This is a genomic window from Promicromonospora sp. NPDC110617, from assembly GCF_055598465.1.
Genome location: NZ_JBVKBM010000003.1, coordinates 266504 through 290314 on the forward strand (window position 1 = coordinate 266504; position 23811 = coordinate 290314).

Annotated in this window: 18 protein-coding genes; 11 read left to right on the forward strand and 7 right to left on the reverse strand. The window is 72.7% G+C overall.

What is annotated here, in order from left to right; all coding sequences use genetic code 11:
* Positions 1 to 86 precede the first annotated feature (86 nt).
* From ACZ7LE_RS18930 to ACZ7LE_RS18945, 4 genes are all read right to left on the reverse strand, one after another.
* Positions 87 to 533 carry a hypothetical protein gene (locus ACZ7LE_RS18930; RefSeq protein WP_470404794.1) on the reverse strand — a complete coding sequence of 149 codons (447 nt, stop codon included), beginning with the start codon at positions 531 to 533 and terminating at the stop codon, positions 87 to 89.
* A gap of 188 nt (positions 534 to 721) precedes the next feature.
* Complete coding sequence (locus tag ACZ7LE_RS18935) at positions 722 to 6781, reverse strand: Ig-like domain-containing protein (protein ID WP_470404795.1); 6060 nt, start codon at positions 6779 to 6781, stop codon at positions 722 to 724.
* A 181-nt stretch (positions 6782 to 6962) separates the two neighbouring features.
* Entirely contained in the window at positions 6963 to 7274 is a 312-nt protein-coding gene (locus ACZ7LE_RS18940) for a hypothetical protein (protein ID WP_470404796.1), read from the reverse strand.
* A gap of 16 nt (positions 7275 to 7290) precedes the next feature.
* Complete coding sequence (locus ACZ7LE_RS18945; RefSeq protein WP_470404797.1) at positions 7291 to 8034, reverse strand: class I SAM-dependent methyltransferase; 744 nt, start codon at positions 8032 to 8034, stop codon at positions 7291 to 7293.
* 157 nt (positions 8035 to 8191) lie between these two features.
* Here ACZ7LE_RS18945 and ACZ7LE_RS18950 point away from each other — a divergent pair, with 157 nt between their 5' ends.
* From ACZ7LE_RS18950 to ACZ7LE_RS18960, 3 genes are read left to right on the forward strand one after another with little or no spacing between them, the layout of a single operon-like run.
* The gene (locus tag ACZ7LE_RS18950) at positions 8192 to 8404 is read left to right on the forward strand and encodes a heavy-metal-associated domain-containing protein (protein ID WP_470404798.1); all 213 of its coding nucleotides are present in this window, start codon (positions 8192 to 8194) and stop codon (positions 8402 to 8404) included.
* Positions 8401 to 9372: a heavy-metal-associated domain-containing protein gene (locus tag ACZ7LE_RS18955; RefSeq protein WP_470404799.1), complete on the forward strand. Its 972-nt coding sequence runs from the start codon at positions 8401 to 8403 to the stop codon at positions 9370 to 9372. The genes ACZ7LE_RS18950 and ACZ7LE_RS18955 overlap by 4 nt, the downstream gene beginning before the upstream one ends.
* A complete protein-coding gene (locus tag ACZ7LE_RS18960; protein WP_470404800.1) occupies positions 9372 to 11630 on the forward strand; it encodes a heavy metal translocating P-type ATPase in 2259 nt (752 codons plus the stop codon). The genes ACZ7LE_RS18955 and ACZ7LE_RS18960 overlap by 1 nt, the downstream gene beginning before the upstream one ends.
* A gap of 75 nt (positions 11631 to 11705) precedes the next feature.
* Here the strand turns inward: ACZ7LE_RS18960 and ACZ7LE_RS18965 are convergent, their stop codons facing one another.
* Positions 11706 to 12263, reverse strand: a complete 558-nt coding sequence (locus ACZ7LE_RS18965) for an NADPH-dependent FMN reductase (RefSeq protein WP_285107052.1) — start codon at positions 12261 to 12263, stop codon at positions 11706 to 11708.
* Positions 12264 to 12432: 169 nt separating this feature from the next.
* Here ACZ7LE_RS18965 and ACZ7LE_RS18970 point away from each other — a divergent pair, with 169 nt between their 5' ends.
* Positions 12433 to 12861 carry a winged helix-turn-helix transcriptional regulator gene (locus tag ACZ7LE_RS18970; protein WP_470404801.1) on the forward strand — a complete coding sequence of 143 codons (429 nt, stop codon included), beginning with the start codon at positions 12433 to 12435 and terminating at the stop codon, positions 12859 to 12861.
* Between the two features lie 28 nt (positions 12862 to 12889).
* On the opposite strand, the gene ACZ7LE_RS18975 is transcribed toward ACZ7LE_RS18970, so the two are convergent.
* Positions 12890 to 13459, reverse strand: a complete 570-nt coding sequence (locus ACZ7LE_RS18975) for a TetR family transcriptional regulator (RefSeq protein WP_470404802.1) — start codon at positions 13457 to 13459, stop codon at positions 12890 to 12892.
* Positions 13460 to 13546: 87 nt separating this feature from the next.
* On the opposite strand from ACZ7LE_RS18975, the gene ACZ7LE_RS18980 reads away from it, so the two are divergent.
* Entirely contained in the window at positions 13547 to 15067 is a 1521-nt protein-coding gene (locus ACZ7LE_RS18980) for an MFS transporter (RefSeq protein ID WP_470404803.1), read from the forward strand.
* 63 nt (positions 15068 to 15130) lie between these two features.
* Here the strand turns inward: ACZ7LE_RS18980 and wecB are convergent, their stop codons facing one another.
* Complete coding sequence (gene wecB / locus ACZ7LE_RS18985) at positions 15131 to 16306, reverse strand: non-hydrolyzing UDP-N-acetylglucosamine 2-epimerase (protein ID WP_470404804.1); 1176 nt, start codon at positions 16304 to 16306, stop codon at positions 15131 to 15133.
* 237 nt (positions 16307 to 16543) lie between these two features.
* Here wecB and ACZ7LE_RS18990 point away from each other — a divergent pair, with 237 nt between their 5' ends.
* The 6 genes from ACZ7LE_RS18990 to ACZ7LE_RS19015 all read left to right on the forward strand — a co-directional run bounded on the left by ACZ7LE_RS18990 (position 16544) and on the right by ACZ7LE_RS19015 (position 23808).
* A complete protein-coding gene (locus ACZ7LE_RS18990) occupies positions 16544 to 18466 on the forward strand; it encodes an acyltransferase family protein (protein WP_470404805.1) in 1923 nt (640 codons plus the stop codon).
* A gap of 109 nt (positions 18467 to 18575) precedes the next feature.
* Positions 18576 to 18764: a hypothetical protein gene (locus tag ACZ7LE_RS18995; RefSeq protein WP_470404806.1), complete on the forward strand. Its 189-nt coding sequence runs from the start codon at positions 18576 to 18578 to the stop codon at positions 18762 to 18764.
* Entirely contained in the window at positions 18761 to 19345 is a 585-nt protein-coding gene (locus ACZ7LE_RS19000) for an exosortase/archaeosortase family protein (RefSeq protein ID WP_470404807.1), read from the forward strand. The genes ACZ7LE_RS18995 and ACZ7LE_RS19000 overlap by 4 nt, the downstream gene beginning before the upstream one ends.
* A gap of 75 nt (positions 19346 to 19420) precedes the next feature.
* Positions 19421 to 20794 (forward strand): glycosyltransferase family 2 protein, encoded by a 1374-nt coding sequence (locus ACZ7LE_RS19005; protein WP_470404808.1) that lies wholly within the window; start codon positions 19421 to 19423, stop codon positions 20792 to 20794.
* Positions 20791 to 22335 carry a glycan biosynthesis hexose transferase WsfD gene (wsfD, locus tag ACZ7LE_RS19010; protein WP_470404809.1) on the forward strand — a complete coding sequence of 515 codons (1545 nt, stop codon included), beginning with the start codon at positions 20791 to 20793 and terminating at the stop codon, positions 22333 to 22335. Before ACZ7LE_RS19005 ends, wsfD begins: the two co-directional genes overlap by 4 nt.
* 273 nt (positions 22336 to 22608) lie before the next feature.
* The gene (locus tag ACZ7LE_RS19015) at positions 22609 to 23808 is read left to right on the forward strand and encodes a beta-ketoacyl-[acyl-carrier-protein] synthase family protein (protein WP_470404810.1); all 1200 of its coding nucleotides are present in this window, start codon (positions 22609 to 22611) and stop codon (positions 23806 to 23808) included.
* Positions 23809 to 23811: the final 3 nt, after the last annotated feature.

Here is a 23811-nt window from a genome sequence, read left to right on the forward strand (position 1 = left end):
GGATCCCACCGATGACGAGCCGGCCCGGTACGACCTGTGTCGTGCCGGGCCGGCTCCGTGCGTGCCCTCTGCGTCCGGGACGTGTCCTATGCGGCCAGGGAGGCCGCGAACTGCGCGAAGAACGCGTCGATCTCGGCCGCCTCGTGGACCTGGCGTCCGAGCACGAGCGCCAGCTCGTCGCAGCAGTGCTCCGTGCACCAGGACCGGACCTCGGCGGCCTCGAAGAGGTCCCACGACGGGCTCAGGTTGGACAGCAGGCCCGCACGGACGAAGCACGCCGCCGGGGCGAGGCTGTCGAAGAAGGCCCAGCCGTCGCCGATGTCGACGGCGGCCCCGCGGTGCACGCTCAGCTCGTCGTCCTGCGACGCCGGCGGGAGCGGCGCGTGGTCCACGACGGCGCAGTACTCGCCGTGCTCGGCCGGTGTCCGGACCCCCGGATGGTTCCCGTAGCTCCGGCAGACCGACGTCGTCGGTGCGCTGTCGACGGTCGGCTGGCCGTCCATCAGGCTGGTGGTGAAGGCCTGAACGAGCATCGCGGTCCTTACGTTCGAGATCCAGGTCGTGGACACGACTCAGTGCAGAGCGGACCAATTGGTCGAACCCGGCGTCGGCGGCAGCGTAGCGACAAGTGGTGCATTTCGCCTGCGGAACGAAAGCGCGGGGCGCACGGTTGCCCGTGCGCCCCGCGAGGACTGACGTCAGCCGTTCCGGTCGACCGGCGTCAGCTGTTCCACCTGGAGACCTGGTACAGCTTCCCGTCGACCATGAAGGCGACCTCGGCCCCGTTGTACTTGGCGCTCATGAAGCACGAGAGCGTTCGGTTGCCGTTGGCCCCGTTCATCGGGTACGTGGTGCTGCCGCCCCAGCTGGTGGCGTGCGGCGGGTGGATGTCGTGCCAGACGGTCGGGCTGTCCTGGTCGTACTTCTGGGTGTTGCCCGCCCAGCAGGCCGCCTGATGGTTGCCCGTGTCGAAGCCCGACCAGTTCAGCACCCAGTTGCGGCAGCTCGCGCAGTCACCGCTGTTGCCGCCCACGGTCACCCAGGCCCGCGGCGTCAGGGCCGCAGCCGAGTCACAGGCGCGGGCCGTACGGTTCTGGGAGTCGGTCACCGTGACACAGGCCTCCTTGGTCTGGCCCTCGCCGGCCGTGGCCGACGCGGTGCCGTTCTTGGCCGTGCTGCTGATCGCGCCGGTCACCCGCGCGGTCGTGGGCAGGCCGTTCTCCGCCCGTGCGTCCCACGTGAACGTGACCTTGCCGATCCCGGCGGTGGCCGTGATCGTCGGCGTCTTCGGCGGGCCGTACGGGGTCACCGCGTTCGAGGCGGCGGACCAGTCCGAGCAGGCGTCGGCGTTGCACGCCCGCACCTGGAACGTGTACGCCGTCCCGTTGGTCAGGCTCTTGTAGGTGTACGTCGTCGAGTTGCCCGCACTGGGGTGCTCCGTGCCGTTGTTGTGCGTGACCTCGTACCGCGGGCTCCTGCCGCGGAACTCCGAGCTCGGGATCGCGGCCCAGCTCACGTCCGCCTGGTTGCTCGTGTTCGACCCGAGCTTCGCCGTGGGCTGGCCGGGCTTCTTCGGCACGCCGTACGGGACCACCGCGTTCGACTGCGGGCTGGCCTCGGAGCGTCCCGCCTTGTTCTCGGCCTGGACCGTGAACGTGTAGGTCGAGGTGGTGCTCAGTTTCTGGACCGGCTTCGACGTACCCGTGACGGGGATGGTGTTGACCTTCGATCCGTCCTTGTACACGTTCAGGTAGTACATCTTCACCGCGTCGCCGTTGTTGGCCGGGGCCGTCCACGACACGGTGATCTGGCCGCCCACGCCCGTGTCCACGCGCTGCGCGGTCGGCGCGGCCGGCTGAGCCGGGGGAGCGGCCGGGGTCTCCGGCGCGGAGGGGTCGCTCCAGTCCGACGGGCTGTCGGCCTCGTTCTTGGCCTGCACCCGCACCGTGTACGCCGTGCCGTTCTCGAGCCCCGACCACTCGACCGAGGTGTTCTGGACGCAGGCCTTCTGGGTCACGTTGTTCGCCGGCGCGGGGCTGATCTCCAGGTTGACGCACTCGATCGGCGAGCGGTCCGTGTAGGCCTTGTTCTTCCAGCTGACCTTCAGGCTCCGGTCGTCGAAGTCGAGCGTCGGGGGCTCGGGCTTGTCCGGCTTCTCGTCGGGGCGCACCTCGCGGGACGCCGGTGACGGGTCGGACTCGGCCACCTCGTTGGTCGCGGTGACCGTGAACCGGTACTTCACGTTGTTCTTGAGCCCGTCAAAGGTGCAGGTGGTCGTCTTGCAGGCGTGCTCCTGGCCGGTCTGCGTCCGCAGGGTGTAGCCGGTGATCTCCGACCCGTTGTTGTTGGGCTGGTCCCAGCTCAGCACGACGGTCTCCGAGCGCACCTCCTCGACCCGCGGCGCGCGCGGCGCCTCGGGCCGGCCCAGCACGGTCAGCTTCGCGATGCCGTCGACCTCACGGTCGGGGTCACCGGTCGCGTCCTGCACGCGGTAGCGCACGGTCATGACGCCGGTGAAGTCGGCGCCCGGGGTGACGATCACCTCGGAGCCGTTGTGCGAGACCTCGCCCTGGCCCGTCTCGCGCGCCGCGTCGACCACCTTGAGCGGGGTCTCCGGGAACGGGTTGGTGTCGTTCCTCAGCACCGGGACCGTGGTGGCCTCGCCCTGGTGGGCGTCGAGCACCACGTCCGGCGTCGTCTTGGCCTTCTCCCGGGTCGACGGCACCACCTCGACGGTCAGCTCGGCCTCGACGGGCGGGTTCTTGCCGTCCGAGACCGTCATGGGGATCTCCTGGAACGTGCCCTTCGGCACCGACGCGTCGACCTCGCCGCGCACGGTCGTGCCCGTAACGGACGTGATGATCTTCTCGGTGCCCTTGACCTCGAAGGTCAGCGGGTCCTTGTCGGGATCCCTGGCGTACCGCGACAGGTCGACCTCGGCCATCTCGGCCGGGGCGACCCTGAGCACCGGCGTCCCGGTGATCTTGGGCGGCATGTTCTTCGACGGCGTCACGTCGATCGGCAGCCTGAGGACCGCCGTCAGGCCCTCGGTGTCGTCGGGCCCGTCGCCGTCGGTCACCTCGAAGCTGACCGCCGCGGCTCCGGCGTAGTCCGCGGTGGAGGTGTAGACGATCGTGTCGTGGTCCTCGACCGCGACCGTGCCCTCCAGCGCCTTGACCGTCCGGTCCTCGGTGATCCGCGGCTCGGTGCCGTCGCGCACCACCACGTAGTCCGCGATGTCGATCGTCAGCGGCTCGCCGCTGGTCGCCTTGAGCGGCTCCAGGCCCGGCTTGACGTGCGGCCGGGACTGGTCGCCCGGCACGCGGATGAACGCCTTGGCCTCCAGGCCGTCGATGTCGGTCACGGTGTAGGTGATGACCTGGGCGTCCTGCGTCAGCTCCACCTTGACGGCGCCGGACTCGGTGACGGTCACGCCCTCCCGGTCCCCGTCCACGGAGACATCGAGGTCGGCGGCCACGCCGTCCGGGTCCACGTCGTTGGCCAGCACGTCGAGCGTGACGCTGCTCGACCCCTCCACGTCGTCGACCGTCACGACGTCGTCGTGGGCGATCGGCCGCAGCAGCGGCGCGTTCGCGTCCACGTTCACGGTGATGGCGCCGCTGGCGCGGGCCTTGTAGGTGTCCTGGATGCCGTAGTAGAAGGAGTAGGGGCCCTCCGTCTCGGGTGCGGTGACCACGACGTCGTCGTCCACCGCCTTGGGTTCGAGGTCGCCCGTGCCCTCGAAGCCCTTCGCCACCAGTCCGATCTGGTTGCCGTCGGGGTCCGAGTCGTTCTCCAGGGCCGCGACCGCGACGGTCCGGCCGGGCCGCACCGTCGTCACGTCGTCGACCGCCTGCGGGTCCTGGTTGGACGCCGGGGGCACCGCGATGCCGACCCGGACGACGCCCTCGGCGGGGGCGCCGCGCGTGTCGGTGACCTGGTAGGTGAAGGTGTCCAGGCCCGCCGAGCCCGCGGAGGCCGCGTAGTCGATGAACCCGTCCACGATCGTGGCGGTGCCCTGCGACGGCGCCGCGGAGATCGAGCTCAGGGAGACGTAGTCGCCGTCGGGGTCCGTGCCGTCCAGCGGCAGCGGGATCCGGACGACGCCCTCGCTGAGCACCCGGGCCTCGACGTCGGGCAGCTGCGGGGCGGAGTTCTCCGGTGCGTCGAGCACGTTGATCGTGACCTGGGCCGAGTCCTTCTGCCCGTTGGCGTCCCTCACCTCGTAGACGGCGTGGTACGTCCCGGCCTCCTGGCCGGCCCGGAACCGCACCGTGTCCTCCGAGACGAACGCCTCGCCCGCCGACGCCGGCGGCGACTCCTGCAGCTCGTCGGTCAGCGTCAGCTCCAGGCCGTCCGGGTGCGTGTCGTTCTTCAGCACCGGGATCGTCACCACGTCACCGACGTGCACCGTCGCCTCGTCGGGACCCGCCTCCGGCGGGCGCAGCTGGGCCGGCGCCGGGATCGGCACCACACGCACCTGACCGGTGGACGTGCTCGTGCCGTTGGCCACCTTGTAGCTCAGGGTCACCGGACCCTCCAGGCGCTTGACCTCCGAGACCTTCAGGATCTGGTGGTTGAGCACCGACACGGTCACCGGCGCGTCGCCGGGCACGCTGACCCCCTGCACCACGAGCACGCCGCCCGCGGGGTCGGTGTCGTTGGCGAGCACGTCCACCAGGGCGGTGCCGCCGGCCGGCAGCAGCACCTGGTCGGAGACCGCGACGGGCGCCCCGGACTCCTCCGGCGGCTCCACCACGTCCACGCGTACCAGACCCATCGTCGGCGCGAGGCCGTCGCTGACGTGATAGATCACGTCGTACGAGCCGGGGGTGTCCGACTGGAACTTGAAGGTCTCGGCCGTGGCGTTGGTCGTGATCGTCGCGCCCTGCTTGTCCTCGACCCGGATCAGCCGGAAGTCGTCGCCGTTGGGGTCGAAGTCGTTGGCCACCGGGTCCACCGTCACCGGCTCGCCCGCCAGCACGGCCACGTGGTCCTGCACCGCGACCGGCGGCACGTTGGTGGCGACCACGTTGACGATCAGCGTGCCGGGGAAGGACTGGCCCATGGCGTCCGACACCAGGACGTCGACGATCTTGTTGCCCGTCACGGTGCCGCCGTCCCGGAACTCGACGGTGCCGTCCGGGCGGAACCGCACCTCGTCCAGCGGGTCGGCCGTGGTGGCGCTGGACAGGAACATGTCGTCGCCGTCCGGGTCCTTGAAGTACGGCAGGACCTTGATGGTGCCCAGGCCGCCCTGGCCCACCGCGAGCACCGGCTTGCCCGGCTGCTCGGGGGCGTTGTTCTCCTCCGGCGGCACCACCTTGACGTCCACGGAGCCCTCGTCGACGCCACCCCGGCCGTCGTTCACCTCGTACGTGAAGCTGGTGGTCCCGGTCGCGCCGTCGGGCACGTTCGCCTGCAGCGCGGTGCCGTCGAGCACGCGGTCCACCGCGATGTCACCCTCGACCTCACCCTTGACCGACGCCACCATCACGTCGCCGTCCTGGTCCGAGTCGTTGCCCAGCACGTTGAGCACCGTGGTGCGGCCGGGCCGCACGCCGAACGTGTCGTCCACCGCCTTGGGCGCGCGGTTGGGCTTGCTGCGGTCGGCCACGGCCTGGTCGACCTGCTCCGGCGTGGCCTCCTCGGTCTCGGTCTTCTCGCCCTTGCCGTCCTTGGGGATCGTGAGCTTCCAGGTGTCGACCACCTCGAACTTCTCGGCGGCCATCCACAGCAGCCCGCCCGCCATGTCGTTGAGCACGATCACGTTCCGGTTGACCCGGTAGACGAGGTTCATCCCGGCGCTCACGCCCTCGAGCACCTCGTTGACGTCGTTGTCCGTGCCCTCGCAGTCCCGGAGCACCTGGCCGCCGGCCCACGCCCCGTAGAGGCAGCCCCCGAGCTGCACCGGGGCGGACGGCGTGCCGCCGGCCGCGCCCTGGAAGCCGAACGTGGTCGGCTTCCCGCCGCCGACCGGCACCGTCACCAGCGCCTTCGGGGTGGCCAGCACCACGTTCTCCGCCTCGTCGGAGGGCTGCTGCAGCATGCTCTGCGCGCCCTCCTCGATCGTGACGGTGTCGCCGCCCGGCAGCACGAGGTTGCCGGTGGACTGGTCGAGCACCACGGGCTGGTCACCCACCGCGGAGACCAGCACCGTGGCGTCGGGGCTCACGGGGAGCGACGACTCGTCGGCGTCCTCGGCGACGCCCTGCGAGCTGGTGGGGATCGTGTAGAGCTTGCCGTCGGCCGGCACGGCCAGGAACACGGTGCCGTCCTTGCCCACCGCGAGCTTGCCGCCCTGGCCCGCCTCGACCGTGGGCTTGACCTTCTCGTCGAACGCCGCCGAGTCGAACGGGATCACCCACGCCCGGCCGGTCTCGCCGTCGTACACCGCCGTGGTGGCGCCGCCCGCGGCGACCTGCGCGCCCGCCGGGTAGTTCATCGTGGTGTCGAACGCGAGCTGCGCCGGGTTCACCGGGCTCGCGGACGAGCTGCCCGTGCTGTCGAGGAGCACGCGCTGGGCGTTCTGCTCCACGTCGAAGCTCCCCGCGCCCGCCACGAGCACGCCGTCGATGGTCTTGGCCTCGTAGTTGAACCGGCCGAGGTTGCCCTTCGCCGTCTGGGTCACCCAGACGCCCGAGTCGTTCAGGTCGACGTCGGCGGTGGCCTCGCCGTCGTACAGGAGCGCGAAGCCGACCAGACCCGCGCCGAAGAGCGCCACCACCCCCACCGAGACGACCGACCGACGGTTCTCAAATACGCGTGAGGCAAAGCTCATGCGTCCTCCTGATCATCACTCCACAAAAAGAAAGTCCGCCCGGTCACTACACAGGCGCAACGTCGGTAACCCTATCGACGGAGGAGGTGAATTGTCGCCGAAATACGGTTCTTCCGCCGCGTGAATGACGAGGCCGGACGTCGCGGGGCGCGTCGCGACGAGGGGTCGGCGCGACGACGGGTCAGAAGGACTCCGCGCGCCGGTCGACCCACTCCTTGGCCTCGACGAGATCCGCGTCGGTGGCGCCCCGGTACAGCTTGATCGCCTGGATCCGGCGGTCGGCCAGGATGTGCCGGTCGATCTCGCTCAGCGTCTCCGGCGGGATCCCCTCGGCGGCCGGCCCCTCGATCCCGAGGTGCTTGATCACCAGGTCCAGCTTGCGCTCGACCCGCTCGACCGCCTTTCCGTTCTCGCGCAGATGGCCGCTGACGGTCAGGTACAGGAACAGCAGGACGACGAATATCGCGACAGGGACGATCTCCAGCGGAAACATGTCCGTACGGTAGCCGTCAGGCTCGCCGCGCGCGGAGGCTGAACGTGTTGGGCACGCGCCCGTCCCAGGCGACGGCGGTGAAGCCCTCGGGACGCCAGAACGGCTCGGGGTGCTCGTGCAGCTCCTCGATCTCGAAGCCCGCGCCCAGGCAGGCCGTGACGATGCCCGCGAGCGTGTGCTGCCGCTCCACGGCGCCGTTGCCGGGAAAGGTGTCGTTCACGTGCGCGGGAGCGAAGTAACCCCGGTCGGGGCGCACCTGGATCTGGTCGGCGTCCCAGTCCCACAGCGGCACCAGCGGGTGCGCCTCGTAGACGTAGAGGCGGCCGTCCGGCCGGAGCAGGCGGTGTGCCTCCGTGAAGAACGCGCCCAGGTCGGCCAGCCAGATCAGGGCGCCCTTGCCGGTGTAGACCAGGTCGGCGCACGCCGTCTCCAGGCCGCTCGCGGGCAGGGTCGCCCGGGTGTACCGGCACGGCAGACCGAGCTCGTCCGCCCGCCGCTGCGCGCTGGAGACGGCGGCCTCGCTGTAGTCGAGCCCGTGCACGGACCGTGCCCCCAGGCGCGCGAGCGCGATGTCGTCGAGCCCGTGGCCGCTCATCGGGTGCACCACGTCGGCGCCGGCGACCAGGTCGCCGAGGGCGTCGACCTCGGCGGGCAGGAGCTCGGCGGTGCGGGCCAGCTCGAGGTGCTCGGCGTACTCGTCCTCGTACTTGCGCGCCGCGACGGCCCAGGCGGCCCGCGTCTCGTTCCCGGTGGCGTCCATCGCGCCACCCTGCCAGGGGCGGAGGGTGCGGTGCACCACCTTTCTGTCGGGCGAGGGCGGGTGCGATGTTGCGCGCGATACCCCTCAGGGGTATATGGTGAGCGACATACGGTTACCCCCTAGGGGTAGCAAGGTATCAACACCGAGAGGCGAGACGATGACGACGAGCGAGTACCAGGTGACGGGGATGACCTGCGGGCACTGCGAGATGTCGGTGCGCGGCGAGGTGAGCCGCCTCCCGGGTGTGGAGCAGGTCGAGGTGAGCGCGGCGACCGGCCGGCTCGTGGTCCGCAGCGCCGCGGCGCTGGACGAGACCGCGGTCCTGGCCGCCGTGGACGAGGCGGGATACGAGGCGGCGCGTCTCTCATGAACGCGCCCCAGCGGCTGGGCCTGTACGGCGGGGGACTGGCGGCGCTGTTCGTCGCGTCCTTCGCCGTCGCGGGCGCGGTCGTCCCGGAGGCCTCGGTCGTCGCCTGGTCGGCGGCGGCCGGGGCCGACGGGGCCGACGACATGGAGATGGCCGGCGCGGCCCACGGGGACGCGGGCGCCGCGCCGGACGAGGAGCCTGCGGGCGCCCATGGGCAGGAGGGCGCCGGCCCGGCGCCGGTGCGCGGGCTGTCGCTGGAGCAGGACGGCCTGCTCCTGAGCCCGGTGACCGTCCCGGACGAGGTGGGCGAGCGGGGCACGCTCTCGTTCCTGATCACGTCGGCCGACGGCACGGCGGTCACCGAGTTCGCCACGGAGCACGACAAGGAGCTGCACCTGGTCGTCGTTCGCTCCGACGGCGAGCAGTTCCGGCACGTGCACCCGACGATGGCGGCCGACGGCGTCTGGTCGATGCCGTGGACCTGGGAGGAGGCGGGCACCTACCGCGTGCTCGCGGACTTCGTTCCCCAGGCGGCCGGGGTGGCGACCGGCGAGAACCTGACGCTCGGCCGGACGGTCGACGTCGCGGGTGACCTCGACTCCCGGCCGGCGACGGCGGTGTCGGCGTCCGACACGACCGGGGGCTACACCGCGACCCTCACGGGGGACCTGAGCGCGAGCGGGGAGTCGACGCTGACGGCGACCGTCACGCGCGACGGTGAGCCGGTCACGGACCTGGAGCCGTACCTCGGCGCCTTCGGGCACCTCGTCGCGCTGCGCGCGGGCGACCTGGCCTATCTGCATGTGCACCCCGAGGGCGACGAGCCCGAGCCGGGTGCGGTGTCCGGGCCGGACGTCACGTTCATGACCGAGGCGCCCACCCCGGGCCGCTACCTGCTGTACCTGGACTTCAAGGTGGACGGGGACGTGCACACCGCGCGCTTCGTCCTGGACACGAAGGGGAGGGGCTGATGTCCGGCACCACGTCCCGCACGGACGAGCCGACGACCACGGTCGACCTGGAGATCGGCGGCATGACCTGCGCGTCGTGCGCCATGCGGATCGAGAAGAAGCTCAACCGCCTCGACGGCGTGACCGCGAGCGTCAACTACGCCACGGAGAAGGCAAAGGTCACCGCACCCGCCGGGTACGACCTGGGCGCCCTGGTGGCCGAGGTCGAGAAGACCGGCTACGCCGCCGTCCTGCCCGCGCCCCCCGAGGCGCCCGCGGAGGACGACGGCGCGGCCGGCGCGCAGGACCGGGAGCTGTCCGCGCTGCGGGGCCGGCTGATCACGACGGTCGTGCTCACCGTGCCGGTGATCGCGCTCGCGATGGTCCCGGCCTGGCAGTTCACGTACTGGCAGTGGGCGTCGCTGGTCCTGGCCGCCCCCGTCGCGCTGTGGGGCGCCTGGCCGTTCCACCGGGCGGCGTGGACCAACCTGCGGCACGGCGCGGCGACGATGGACACCCTCGTCTCGCTGGGGGTGCTGGCCGGGTTCGGCTGGTCCCTGTACGCGCTGTTCCTCGGCACGGCGGGCGAGCCCGGGATGACGCACGGGTTCGAGCTGACAGTCGCGCCGTCCGACGGCGCCGCCAACATCTACCTGGAGGTGGCCACCGGCGTCACGATGTTCGTGCTGGCCGGGCGCTACTTCGAGAAGCGGTCCAAGCGCCGGGCGGGTGCCGCGCTGCGCGCGCTGCTGGAGCTGGGCGCGAAGGACGTCGCGATGCTGCGCGACGGCGCCGAGACGCGCGTGCCGGTCGAGAGCCTGGCCGTGGGCGACGAGTTCGTGGTGCGGCCGGGGGAGAAGGTCGCGACGGACGGGGTGGTCGTCGCCGGCTCGTCCGCGATCGACGCGTCGCTGCTCACGGGCGAGTCCGTCCCCGTCGAGGTCGGCGTCGGCGACACCGTGGCCGGGGCGACCGTGAACTCGGGCGGCCGCCTCGTCGTGCGGGCCACCGAGGTCGGGTCGGGCACCCAGCTCGCGCGGATCGCGCGCCTGGTCGAGGACGCGCAGTCCGGCAAGGCGGAGATCCAGCGCCTGGCCGACCGGGTCTCCGGGATCTTCGTGCCGGTGGTCATCGCGATCGCGGTGGCGACCCTGGGCTTCTGGCTCGGCGCCGGGTTCCCCGCGGCGGCCGGCCTGACCGCGGCCGTCGCGGTGCTGATCATCGCCTGCCCGTGCGCCCTCGGGCTGGCCACGCCCACCGCGCTGCTGGTGGGCACCGGCCGCGGGGCCCAGCTCGGCATCCTCATCAAGGGGCCGGAGGTGCTGGAGTCCACCCGCAAGGTCGACACCGTGGTGCTCGACAAGACCGGCACGGTCACCACCGGCCGGATGACGCTCCAGGAGGCCGTCCCCGCGGACGGCACCTCGCGCGAGGAGCTGCTGCGGCTCGCGGGCGCCCTGGAGGACGCCTCCGAGCACCCGGTGGCGCAGGCCGTCGCCAAGGGCGCCACCCAGGAGGTCGGTGACCTGCCCGTCCCCGAGTCGTTCGAGAGCGTCCAGGGCCAGGGCGTGCAGGGCGTCGTCGACGGGCACGCCGTCGTCGTCGGGCGCGAGAGCCTGCTCGCCGACTGGTCGCAGTACCTGCCTCAGGACCTGGCCCGGGCCAAGGCCCGCGCGGAGGGCGAGGGCCGGACCGTGGTCGCCGTCGGCTGGGACGGGGAGGCCCGCGGCATCCTCGTCGTGGCCGACCAGGTCAAGCCGACCAGCGCCGACGCCGTCGCCCAGCTCGTGGCGCTCGGCCTCACGCCCGTGCTGCTCACCGGCGACAACCGGGCCGTGGCCGAGCAGGTCGCCGCCGCGGTGGGGATCACGGAGGCGATCGCCGAGGTCATGCCGCAGGACAAGGCCGACGTCGTGGCGAAGCTGCAGGCCGAGGGCAGGATCGTGGCGATGGTCGGGGACGGCGTCAACGACGCCCCGGCGCTCGCGCAGGCCGACCTGGGCCTGGCGATGGGCACGGGCACGGACGTCGCGATCGAGGCCGCCGACATCACGCTCGTGCGCGGCGACCTCACCTCGGCCGCCGACGCGATCCGGCTGTCGCGCCGCACGCTCGGCACCATCCGGACCAACCTGTTCTGGGCCTTCGGGTACAACGTCGCCGCGATCCCGCTGGCGGCCCTCGGCCTGCTCAACCCGATGCTGGCCGGCGCCGCGATGGCGTTCTCCAGCGTGTTCGTGGTGGGCAACAGCCTGCGGCTGCGCACCTTCCGCCGCTGACGCCTCCGCTGAGTGCGGGGTATCTGCGCTTCTGGACCGCTCAGAAGCGCAGACACCCCGCACTCAGCGGGCTGGTCAGGCGTGCAGCGGCTCCAGCGCGCCGGACCAGGCGACCGTCTGGTCCAGCAGCGTGTCCAGCGCGGGGGTCAGGTGCTCGCCCGGCTTGAACACCGAGTAGTTCTCGAACTCGGTGATCAGCGACAGCGCGACCTGCTGGCGCACCGTGGCGACCTGCAGCTCCGCGAGGATGAGGCGCAGGTGCTCCGCGGCGCGGGCACCGCCGACACCGCCGTAGGAGACGATGCCGGCCGCCTTGTTGTTCCACTCGCCGTAGACGAAGTCGAGGGCGTTCTTGAGCACACCCGAGGTGGAATGGTTGTACTCCGGCGTCACGAACACGTAGCCGTCGAACTCGGCGACCTTGGCGGCCCACTCCTTGGTGTGGTCGTGGGCGTACTGGCCCATGGCCGGGGACATGGGCTCGTCGAGGTGGGGCAGGGGGTAGTCCGCCAGGTCGACGAGCTCGAACTCGGCGTCCGTGCGCTGCGACGCGATCTCGTAGACCCACTTGGCCACGGCCTCGCCGTTCCGGCCGGGGCGGGTGCTGCCGAGGATGATTCCGATCTTGAGCATTGCTCGTCCTTCGCTTCCGGGTGTGCTGTTGATGGACCCCCGGGCGCGGGAACGAACGCAGGGCCGGGGTGGTTGGTCCACGTGACACAACAGTGCGGAGACGCGGGTAATCCGGATTTCAATTACGCACTTTGCAGTTCGTCGGTTACCGGAGAGGAAGCAATGCGGCATGGCGCCGATCTCGCGTGACACGCGTCTGGACAGCCTGGCGGCCAGGATGCCCGGGGGGCCCGACTCGCCGTGCGACAGCGAGACGCACGAGCTGACCCGGGACCTCATGGGCCAGGTCGCCGACCGGTGGACGCTGCTCGTGGTGGCCTCCCTCTCCGACGGGCCGCAGCGCTTCTCCGCCATCCAGGCGGTCGTGGCCGGCGTCTCGCACCGGATGCTCAGCAAGACCCTCCGCGGCCTGGTGCGCGACGGGATGGTCACCCGCACCGCCTATGCCGAGGTGCCGCCGCGCGTCGAGTACGAGCTGACCCCGCTCGGCTGGAAGCTCATGGACCTGGCCCACGGCTTCGTGGACTGGGCGCAGGACCACGGGCAGCAGCTCCGCGAGAGTCGCGACCGGTTCGACCGGGGGAGCGGGGCGGTCTGACGACGGTGGCGGGTACCGCCTGCCGCCGTCAGGCCGGGGGCGCGGTGAGCGCCAGCAGCTGCTCGCGCAGCCGGGCCAGCTCCTCCGGCGTCGGCTCGCCGCCCCAGGCGGGCTGCGCGCTCGCGCCGTCCGCCGCCGCCACCACGAGCGAGAGCACGTCCTCGGGCAGGCCGTCCGCCCGCAGGTCGTCGTTCCACCGGCGCGCGTCCGCGCGGGCCAGGTCGATGACGGCGTCCACGCTCGACAGGTGCGCGATCACCACCAGCGCGTCCCGGGAGGCCGCAGCGTCCAGCGCACCGTCGATCGACACGCGCACGTAGGCGCGGGTGAGGCGGCCGGGGGCGGCGTCGTCGGCCGGGATCGCGGCGAGCACCGCCGTGCGGAACCGCTCCAGCCACTCGGTCGCCAGGGCGAGGTGCAGGTCGTGCTTGCTCGCGAAGTGGTAGAGCAGCCCGCCCTTGGACACGCCCGCCCGGCGCGCGACGTCGTCCAGGCTCGCGGAGACCCCGCGCTCGCGGACCAGCCGGCCCGCCGCGTCCAGGATCGCCGCGCGCGTCTGCTCCGGGCTCCTGCCCGCCGTCCGGCCCACTGCCACCACCTCGCATCCGATGCACTGCCCGGCACGCACTATAGGCCGGGTCACACGCCACGTCCTAGAAAACTGTACCGGCTAGACGGTACAGTTATGCGGGTGACCGCTCCTGCTCCCCTTCTCTCCGTGCGCCGCCGGTGGGCCGCGCTCGCCGTCCTCGTGCTGGCGGTCGGCCTGCTGGCGATCGACGGCACCGTGCTCTACCTGGCCGTGCCGTCGCTCACCCGCGACCTCGCGCCCACGGCCACCCAGGTCCTGTGGATCGGCGACATCTACTCGCTGGCCATCGCCGGGCTCCTGGTCACCATGGGTACCCTGGCCGACCGGATCGGGCGCAAGCGCCTGCTGCTCGTCGGCGCCACCGCGTTCGGCGTCGCCTCGGCCCTGGCCGCCTTCGCGCCCAACGCCGAGACGCTGATCGCCGCCCGCCTGCTGCTCGGCGTGGCCGGCGCCACGATCATGCCCTCGACGCTGTCCCTGATCCGCACCCTGTTCCCCGACGCGGCCGAGCGCAGCCGGGCCATCGCCGTCTGGTCCGCCGCGGCGGGCGGCGGCGCCGCGATCGGGCCGCTCGTCGGCGGGCTCCTGCTGGAGCACTTCTGGTGGGGCTCGGTCTTCCTCGTCAACGTGCCCGTCGTGCTGGTCCTCGTGGTCGCGGGCGCCGTGCTGCTGCCCGAGGCCAAGGACCCGCACCCCGGCCGCCTCGACCTCCTGTCGGTGCTGCTGTCCTTCGCCGCCGTGATGCCGCTGGTCTGGGCCATCAAGCACGCCGCGGCCGAGGGTGTCGACGCGCTCGCGATCGGCGTGCTGGCGCTCGCGGTGGGCTCCGGCGTCTGGTTCGTGAAGCGGCAGAACCGGCTCGCGGCCGACGGCCGCGGCCCGCTGCTCGACGTCGGCCTGTTCAAGGTGCCGGCGTTCAGCGGGGCCGTGGCGGCCAACCTCATCGCGATCTTCGCGCTGACCGGCATGCTGTTCTTCTTCTCGCAGTACCTGCAGCTCGTGCGCGGGTTCTCGCCGCTGGTCGCGGGCGTCGCCGAGCTGCCGGCCACCATCGCGTCCATCGCCGTGGTCGTGGTGGTGGGCTGGTCGCTGCGCCGGTTCGGGCGGGGGCGCGCCATCGCGCTCGGTCTGGCGGTCACCGCGCTCGGGATGGTCGGCATCGCGATCGCGGAGGGCGCCGAGCACTACGTGTGGCTCGCGCTCGCCCTGGTCCCGGCCGGCCTCGGCGTGGGGCTCGCGATGACCCTGACCACGGACGCCGTGGTCTCCGCCGTCCCGCCGGCCAAGGCGGGCGGCGCCTCGGCGATCTCCGAGACGGCGTACGAGCTCGGCGTCGCGCTGGGCGTGGCCGTGCTCGGCTCGCTGGTCACGCTCGGCTACCAGTCCCGCGTCGCGCTCCCGGACGGCCTGACGCCCGACGACGCCGCGCGGGCGGGCGACTCGCTCGCCTCGGCGGTGACGGTCGCGGGCGACCAGGGGGCCGCCGGGGCGGCCGTGCTGGAGGCGGCCCGGGAGGCGTTCGTCGCCTCGCTGCAGACCACGTGCGTCGTGGCGGCGGTGCTGGTCGCGGTCGCCGCCGTGGTCGCGTGGCGGCTGATCCCGAACGAGCGGTGAGGGCGCGGGTGCCCGACCTCCCCAGCAGGTCGGGCACCCACGCCGGCCGGGGGGCTCCCGTCGTCAGCGGGCCGCCACCGTCGCCCAGGCGCCGGCGCTCTCCGCACGGCGGCCGGAGAACATGTTCTCGATGACGTCGACCACGCGTTCGGCGGCGTGGCCGTCGCCGAACGGGCTGGGGGCGGAGGCCATGCGGCGGTGCAGCTCCCGGTCGGTGAGCAGCCTGCTCACCGTGTCCGCGATGTGCTGCGGGTCGGTGCCGACCAGCACGCCCCCGCCGGTCTCGAGGAGCTCCGGGCGCTCGGTGGTGTCGCGCGTGATCACGACGGGTACGTCGAAGGCCGGCGCCTCCTCCTGGACCCCGCCCGAGTCGGTGACGACGAGGCTGGCGCGGGACAGGACACGGCAGAACTCCGCGTAGGGGAGCGGCTCCGTGAGCAGGATGTTCGGGGTGCGCGCGACCTCCGGCACGATCGCCTCGCGCACCTTCGGGTTGCCGTGCAGCGGCACCACGAGAACGACGTCCGGGAACCTCTCGGCGACCTGGACGAGGGCCCGCGCGACCCGGGCGATCCCGTCGTCCCAGGACTCGCGCCGGTGCGCCGTCACCAGGACGAGGCGCCTGCCGCCCTGAAGGGTCGCCTCCAGCGCGGGGTCCCCGACCTCGACCGGCCTGGACGCCGTGTACATCAGGGCGTCGATGACGGTGTTGCCCGTGACCACGACGTCCTGCTCGGGGACGCGCTCGCGATGCAGGTTGTGGGCGGCGCTCACGGTGGGCGCGCAGTGCCGGGTGGCCATGGCGCTGATGAACCTGCGGTTGCCCTCCTCGGGGAACGGCGAGTAGACGTCGCCCGTGCGCAGGCCTGCCTCGACGTGCACGACGGGGATCTGCCGGTGGTAGGCGGTCAGCGCGCCGGCGAAGGCCGTGGTGGTATCGCCCTGCACGACGACGGCGTCCACCGGGTGCGTGTCGAGGTACTCGCTGAAGCCGCGGATGGCGCCGATCAGGATGTCGTCGAGCGACTGCCCGCGCCGCAGCAGGCCGAGATCGTGGTCCGGGACGATGCCGAAGAGGGTGTTGACCTGGTCGAGCATGCCCCGGTGCTGACCGGACGTGACCACCAGCGGGACATCCCGGGTGCGGCGCCTGAGCTCGTTGACGACAGGGGCGAGCTTCACGGCCTCCGGCCTGGTCCCGTACAGCACCGCGATCTGGCGGCTACGCGAGGAGTTCATCTCAGGTCTCTCTGCTCGGAGTGCGGCCCGCTTGAGCGGGCCATCCTGACCGACGAGGTCGCCGCGGGCCGGTGACGGGCGAACCTCGGGGCGACGAGGCGACCGTGGTGCCGAACAGCTCCCCGAGTTTCCGGCCCGGGTGACACCGGTCCGGTCCGTCCGTCATCGCCGGTCCGGCCGGCCGTCAGTGGACCGTGTGACTACCGCGCGCACCACCCGCCCTTGTCCGGAGCCGGCATGACGGCGCTGACCCGCAGCGGCCACGATGCCCGAGCCGCCACCACGACCGGCGTGTCCCTGCCGGGACCGCCCACCCCCGAGCGCCTACCCCTGCCCCCGGTGTACTACCGGGCGGTCGACGGGCTGCGGGGAGTGGCCGTGCTCTCCGTGCTCATGTTCCACACGAACCTGTACCACAACGGCCTGTTCGGGGTGGACCTGTTCATGGTGCTCTCCGGCTTCCTGATCACCGTCACGCTGCTTCGCGAGGAGTCGCGGACCGGGCGCATCAGCCTCCGGGCGTTCTACCGCCGGCGGGTGAAGCGGCTTCTGGTCCCGCTGCTCGTGGTGCTCGGGGCGACGGCGGTCGCCGCTGTACGGCTCGGACGCAGCGACGAGGCCGACCGCGTGATGCAGCAGGGCGTCGCGTCGCTGTTCCACGTCGCCAACTGGGAGCAGGTCGCCCGCGGCGAGTCGTACTGGGACACCATGGGCGTGGCCGGTCCGCTCTCGCACATGTGGTCGCTGTCGGTCACCGAGCAGTTCTACCTCGTGTGGCCGCCCCTGCTCACGGTCGTCTCCGCCGTCGTCGTCCGCCGTCGGCACGCGGTGATCGCGGCGCTCGCGGCGGTGGCTGCCGCCGCGATGACCGCCGCGACCGTGCTTTCGTACGACGGGACCAACGCCGACCTGCTGTACCTGGGCACCTACACGCACGGGGTCGGCCTCATGGTCGGGTCGCTCGCGGCCATCGTCTGCGTGCGGCAGCTCCGGCGGCGGGCGGCCGGCGTGCGGCCCCGGTTCGTCCTGCCGACGCCGCTGGCGAACCTGGTCACCCTGGCCCTGGTGGTCGCGATCGTCCTCGTGTCGGTGCGGACCACCACCTACGAGGCGCCGTGGCTCTACGAGAGCGGCGGCATGACGACGGTCGCGCTCCTCGGGGCGGGCCTCGTCCTGGCCCTCACCCGGGAGGACACCGGCGTGGCGAAGCTCTTCGCGCGCGGCCCCCTGGTCGAGATCGGCAAGCTCTCCTACGCCCTGTACCTGGTGCACATGCCGCTCTTCTGGGTGCTGCAGAAGACGTTGCCGGACCCCCGGCCGGCGTTCGTCGCGCTCGTCGGCCTGCCGGTGGCGATCGCGCTCGCCGCGTTCCTGCACCACATCGTCGGTGAGCCGGTGCGGATCCGGCGCTGGAACCGGGCCGGCGGCGTCGCGTTCGCGGTGCTCGGCGTCGCGGTGTGCGGGGCCCTGGTCGTCGCGCCCGGCCTGGTGCGCGAGGAGTCGGGCTCCGGAGACACCCGGGTGCTGGTCCTCGGCGACTCGCTGGGTCACGACTACGCGACGGCGCTGACGACCTACGCGCCCGACGCGTTCGCCGTGACCGACGGTGCCTTCAACGGCTGCGGCGTGTTCTCCCCGGAGACCAGCCGGACCACCGCGGTCGAGCAGGGCCCCGCCCCTGGATGCCTGCCCTGGGAGGAACGCTGGCGTGCCGCGGTTCGCGACGCCGCGCCCGACGTCGTGGTGCTCAACCTGGCGTGGGACGCCGCCGAGCAGCGCGTCGCCGGCCGGTGGATGGACGCGTGCTCGTCGGAGTACGCCGAGCGCTACCGGGAACGGCTCGGGTCGGCGCTCGACATCGTGCTCGACGGCGCACCCGGCCGCAGGGTGCTGCTGGCGACCTCGCGCGAGTTCACGCCCATCGCCGAGCCCGGGTGGGCGGCCTGCCACACCGAGCAGCTCCGCGCGGTCGCGGCCACGCGCGACGCCGTCGAGATCCTCGAGCTGCACGACTACGTGTGCACCGCCACGGAGTGCCTGCAGACGACGCCGGGTGGAGCGCCCGTGTACATCGACACCGTGCACTTCACGAGACCCGGCATGGAGTGGATCGCCCCGTGGCTCACCGACGCGATCACGCGAGCGGTCAGGTCGAGCTGATGTGACCCAGGTCACAGCGCCGGACCCGTCGTGGCCCAGCGGCCGTGCCGTCTACGTCCATGTAGCGATTCGCGACGACAGGCGCGAACACCCACCGAGAGGAACGGGCATGTACAACACCCCTGGCATCGGCACCGGCATCGGTACAGGAGTCGTCGGAGCGGGCGCGCTCGCGTCGACCGGATTCGAGTCGCTGTGGATCTCGGCGGCGGCCATCGGCCTGGTGGTCGGCGGCTTCGTGCTGCTCAGGGCGAGCAAGCTCCGCCGGGCGGCCGAAGCCGAGGCGGACACGCCGTGACGACCGCGGCCACCCGGCCACCGGCCGCCGCGGGCTCACGACGGCCCCGCGCCGTCGCGTCCCGCGCCGTAGTCGGCGCCGGGATGGCGGCGCTCGGGGCCCTGGTCCTGACGTCGTCGGCCGCGTTCCAGGTCCGCGAGGCGTGGGTCGCGGCCTGGGTTCTCCAGCATCTGCTCGGCCGGCCCTCGCGGACGCTGACCACCGGCTCGACGTACCTGTACCAGGAGACCCCCGGCGACGACACGTCCTGGGCGGGGCTGGTGGTGACCTCCGAGTGCACGGCGGCGTTCCTCGTCGGCGGTGTCCTGGTCGTCGGCGGCCTCCTCGTGATCCTGTGGCCGCGGTCGCCGGCCGTGCGCCTGCTCGCCGCGACGGGCGCCACCATGGCCCTCCTGCTCCTGGTGAACACGGCGCGGCTCGTGCTCGTCGCCGAGGCATCGGCGCGGTGGGGACCGGCCGGTTTCGGCTGGACGCACACCGTCGCGGGCTCGATCCTCATGATCGCGACGTTCTGCCTGGCCGTGATCGTGTTCGCCCGCATCGGCCTGCTGCGCCGCCCGCGGCCACACCAGGACGACTGACCGAGAACGAACGCACTCCGCCGGGGACGGGCGCCCCTGCGTCCGCCCCCGGCAGACAGACGAAACGGGGAACACGTGGGCCTGCTCAACCTGCTCGCCACGATGATCGTCGCCAGCTCGATGGCCTACTTCGTGCTGCTGATGGTCTCCGGCATCCGCCAGATCCGGCGGCACGACCACCGGCTCGCGCTCCAGGGGCGGGCCGAGTACGGGCTGGTGCCCGCGGCGGCGTCGGACGACTGGGCCGTGTACTTCCTGGTCCCGTGCCTCAACGAGGCCGAGGTGGTACGTCGCACGGTGACCGGGCTGGTCATCAACCCCGGCACGACCACCGTCGTCGTGGACGACGGGTCGGACGACGGCACGGGCCGGCTTGCGCTCGACGCCGCCGCCGAAGCGGGCGGGGGCGCGGACGTGCACGTCGTCCGCCGGGAGCTGCCCGACGCCCGGCAGGGCAAGGGCGCGGCGCTGAACGCCGGCATCACCCGGGTGCGGGAGCTCGTCGCACGGCGCGGCGAGGACCCGGAACGGGTGCTCGTGTGCGTGATGGACGCGGACGGCCGGCTGTCCGAGGGGGCGCTGGAACACGTGCTGCCGCTGTTCGAGCCGCCCGAGGTGGGCGGCGTGCAGCTCCAGGTGCGCATCCGCAACCGGACCTCGTTCCTCACGCGCTTCCAGGACTTCGAGTTCTGGGGCGTGGCGAGCGTGACGCAGATCGGCCGGTCGGCGAGCGGCACCGTGAGCCTCGGCGGCAACGCCCAGTTCACCCGGCTCACGGCCCTCGACCAGGCGGGCGAACGGCCCTGGTCCGACTCGCTCACCGAGGACCTCGACCTGGCGATCACGCTGGCCCTGCACGGCTGGCGGCTGACCACCACACCGTTCGCCTCCGTCGACCAGCAGGGTGTCGAGACCCTGCCGCTGCTGCTGCGCCAGCGCACCCGCTGGTACCAGGGGCACATGACGGCGATCACCCGCCTGCCCGACATCTGGGGTTCGGCGCGGATGTCGCACGTCGCGGCGCTCGAGCTCTCGTTCTACTGTCTGTCCCCGTGGCTGCTGACGCTGCCGTGGTCGATCCTCTTCCACTACTGCCTGTTCGACCTGATCCTGAACGGCTCGGCCCTCCTCGACTTCGTGACCACCCCGAGCGCTGCCGCCGTCGTGCTGCTGGCCTGGTACCTCATCGCGTTCGCCCCGGCCGTGTTCTCGGGCTGGGTGTACTGGCGGCGGGACCGCCGGGTCGGCGTCTGGCAGGGCCTGCTGATGGGCAACTACATGGTGGTGACCAACTACGTCTCGTTCGCCTGCGCCTGGATGGCGCTCGCCCGCGTGCTGCGGGGCGAGACGGGTTGGGCCAAGACCGTGCGGCACCGCGACCACCCCGCGGCGGCGACCACCGAGATCACCCGTCAGGACGGCGCCGGTGCTGCGTCAGTCCTGGCGTGACGGACATCGACCACCTCTTCCCCCGCCAGGGCGCCCACCGCCCCGACACCACCCCCGTGCCCCCGGAGCCGCGTCTCGCGCGGCTTCGGACCGCCCTGACCACGCGACCGCCCATCACGGTCGGCATGACCCTGCTCGCCTACCTCGTCCTGGGCCTCGTGCGGTCCTTCGTCCCGCACGCAGTCGGCCTGGCTGACGACGGCGCGGGCGGGCCGGTCGCCTGCCGCCTGGGTGTGGTGCCCGACGGCGACGGGCCCCGCTACGTCTCCTTCGCGATCTTCCGGTGGGCCGACGCCGGCGCCACCAGCGACTGCGCCGACGTCACGGGCCCCCACCTGGTGACGCTCACCCTCGCCCGCTGGCTGTCGGGCGCACTCGGCGTCGGCGCGCTCGACCTGCGGCTGCTGCTGGTGGGGTACTGCGTGCTGGCCGCCCTGCTGGCCACGCTCGTGGGCCGGGTCGCCGGCGGACGGCGGTACGCGGGCGCCGTCGCCGGGGCGCTGACCTGGGTCGTGGTCATGGACGCCGCCTTCGTCGGGTACGCCGCGAGCCTCTACCCGCAGGGTGCGGCCCTCGCCGGCCTGCTGGTCTGCACGGCCGGCCTGCTGCTGCTCGACGGGCGCGGATGGCGGTCGTGGGCCGGCGCGGTGGCCATCGTCGTCGGCGGCAGCGCGCTGGTCTGGGCCTCGACCGTCACCGCGCTGGCCGTGCTCCCGCTCGGCGCGGTGCTCGTCCGGCGGGCGGTCCGGGCACGCCGGCTCCCCGGGCGCGCCGGATGGCTCGTCCCGGCGGCGTCGGCCCTGGTGCTGCTCGTGCCCGCGACGGTCGCCCTCGCGTCCGTGAGCGACGGCCAGCGCAAGGTCGACACGTGGGACCTCGTGTCCATGCGGCTGCTCGCCGACGAGCCGGACCCGGGCCCCGCCCTCGAGTCCCTGGGGATCTCCCCGGACGCCGCGCAGTTCGTCGGCATCCCGGTCTGGTCCGCGTCGTCGGTGCGCGGATGGTCGCAGTGGCCGGAGCTCGAGACCGACCAGGCCGCCGTCTGGGGCTACGTCGCCACACGCCCGGCCCTCGTGTACCGGCTCGTCGACGAGGTGGTGCGTGCAGAGGCCGAACCCCTGCCCGACCGGCTGGGTTCGTACGCCGTGGGCAGCGGCGCCCGCCCCGGCGCCCAGGACGGCCCGGTTCGCCTCTTCTCCGAGCTGCAGGGCTCCTTTCTCTCCCTGGGGGTGGTCGCCGGCCTGCTCCTGTGGGCGGCGCTGGGCTGGGTGGCGCTCGCCGTCGTCCGCGCCCCGCACCACGGGTCGGCGTCCCGGCGGCTCGCCGTCGTCTCCCTCGTGCTGCTGGGCATCGCCCTGACGCAGGTGGCGGGTACTGCGCTGACGGAGAGCGCCGAGCTGTCGCGGCAGGTCGTCGCAGGCAACCTGGCCGGCGGCCTGGGCCTCGGCCTGCTGGTCGCGGCGGGGCTGGCCTCGCGTGCCGGCACGTCGGTCCTGCGGCCCGGACCCGACCTGACGGGTGGCGGTGCCCGGAAGACCTGAGGCGCGGCCACCCTCGAGACGTTGTTCGACCAGATGTGGTGCTACCTCCCCACACCCGGCTACCTGATGACGAATGACCTGATGAGAACTCGTGACCCGCCGTTGACTGATGGCGCGGCCTACGGATCGAATGGGGGCACTTCGCGGGATCACGTCTTCCCGCGCCAGCCGCAGTCCGCCCGGAGCCACCTACGTTTCTTGGGAGGAAGTCGTGACACCTGAGTGCGCGAACACGAGGACCACCGGTCCTGGGCCGACGGCAGGACGACGAGGATGACCCGGGTCGCGGTGACCGGGTTCGGTGCCGTGACGCCGCTCGGCATCGGCGTCGAGCCGACCTGGTCGGCGCTGCGGGCCGGCAGATCGGGGATCGGGCGGATCGGCACCGACGTCGCGGACAACGCCCCCGTGCGGATCGCCGGCATGGTCGATCCCGCCTTCGCCGAGGCGCTGTCCGTCCGGGAGCGGCGCAGGCTCGACCGGGCGGCGCAGCTCACCCTGCTCGCGGGCCGCGAGGCGTGGGAGGCGGCCGGGCGGCCGGCGGTCGACCCGGACCGCCTGGCGACGGCTGTCGGCACCGCGTACGGCGGCATCGGATCGATCGGGATCCAGGAGCACGTCAGGGTGACCAAGGGGGCGCGGCAGGTCTCGCCCCATCTGGTGACGATGCTCCTGCCGAACGGGCCTGCGGCCTGGCTGTCCATCGAGCTCGGGGCGCGGGCCGGTGCGCACGCGCCGACCACGGCGTGCGCGGCCGGTGCGCAGGCGCTCGCGACCGGCGTCGACCTCATCCGCGCGGGCAGGGCGGACGTCGTCGTCGCCGGGGGAGCGGACGCGGGCGTCACCCCGCTGTCCCTGACCGGGTTCGCCCAGATGCGGGCCCTGTCGACCAACCCGGACCCGGCCACCGCGTCCCGCCCCTTCGACCAGGACCGCGACGGGTTCGTCCTCTCGGAGGGGGCGGTCGTGCTCGTGCTCGAACATGAGGAGCACGCCCGAGCGAGCGGTGCGGCCGTGCACGGCTACATCGACGGCACTGCCGTCACCTCCGACGGCGGGGACATCGTCAACGCCGACCCTGCGAACCAGGCGCGGACCATCACCTTGGCGCTGCGCGACGCCGACGCCGAGCCGGCCGATGTCGGCCTGGTCCACGCGCACGCCACCTCGACCCCGGCGGGCGACCGCAACGAGTCCGACGCGCTGACCGGCGCAGCGATCACGGCACCGGTCACCGCCACGAAGTCCATGACGGGGCACATGCTCGGCGCGGCCGGTTCGGCCGGGACGCTCGCCGCGCTGCTGGCCCTCCGGGAGCACGTCATCCCGCCCACCGTGAACATCAGGTCGGTCGACCCGGAGATCCCGCACGACATCGTCACCTCCGCGCGAGGCACCGACGCGGACGTCGCGCTGGTGAACTCCTTCGGGTTCGGGGGCCACAACGTGGCGCTCGTCGTCAGGAGTCGCTGAGAC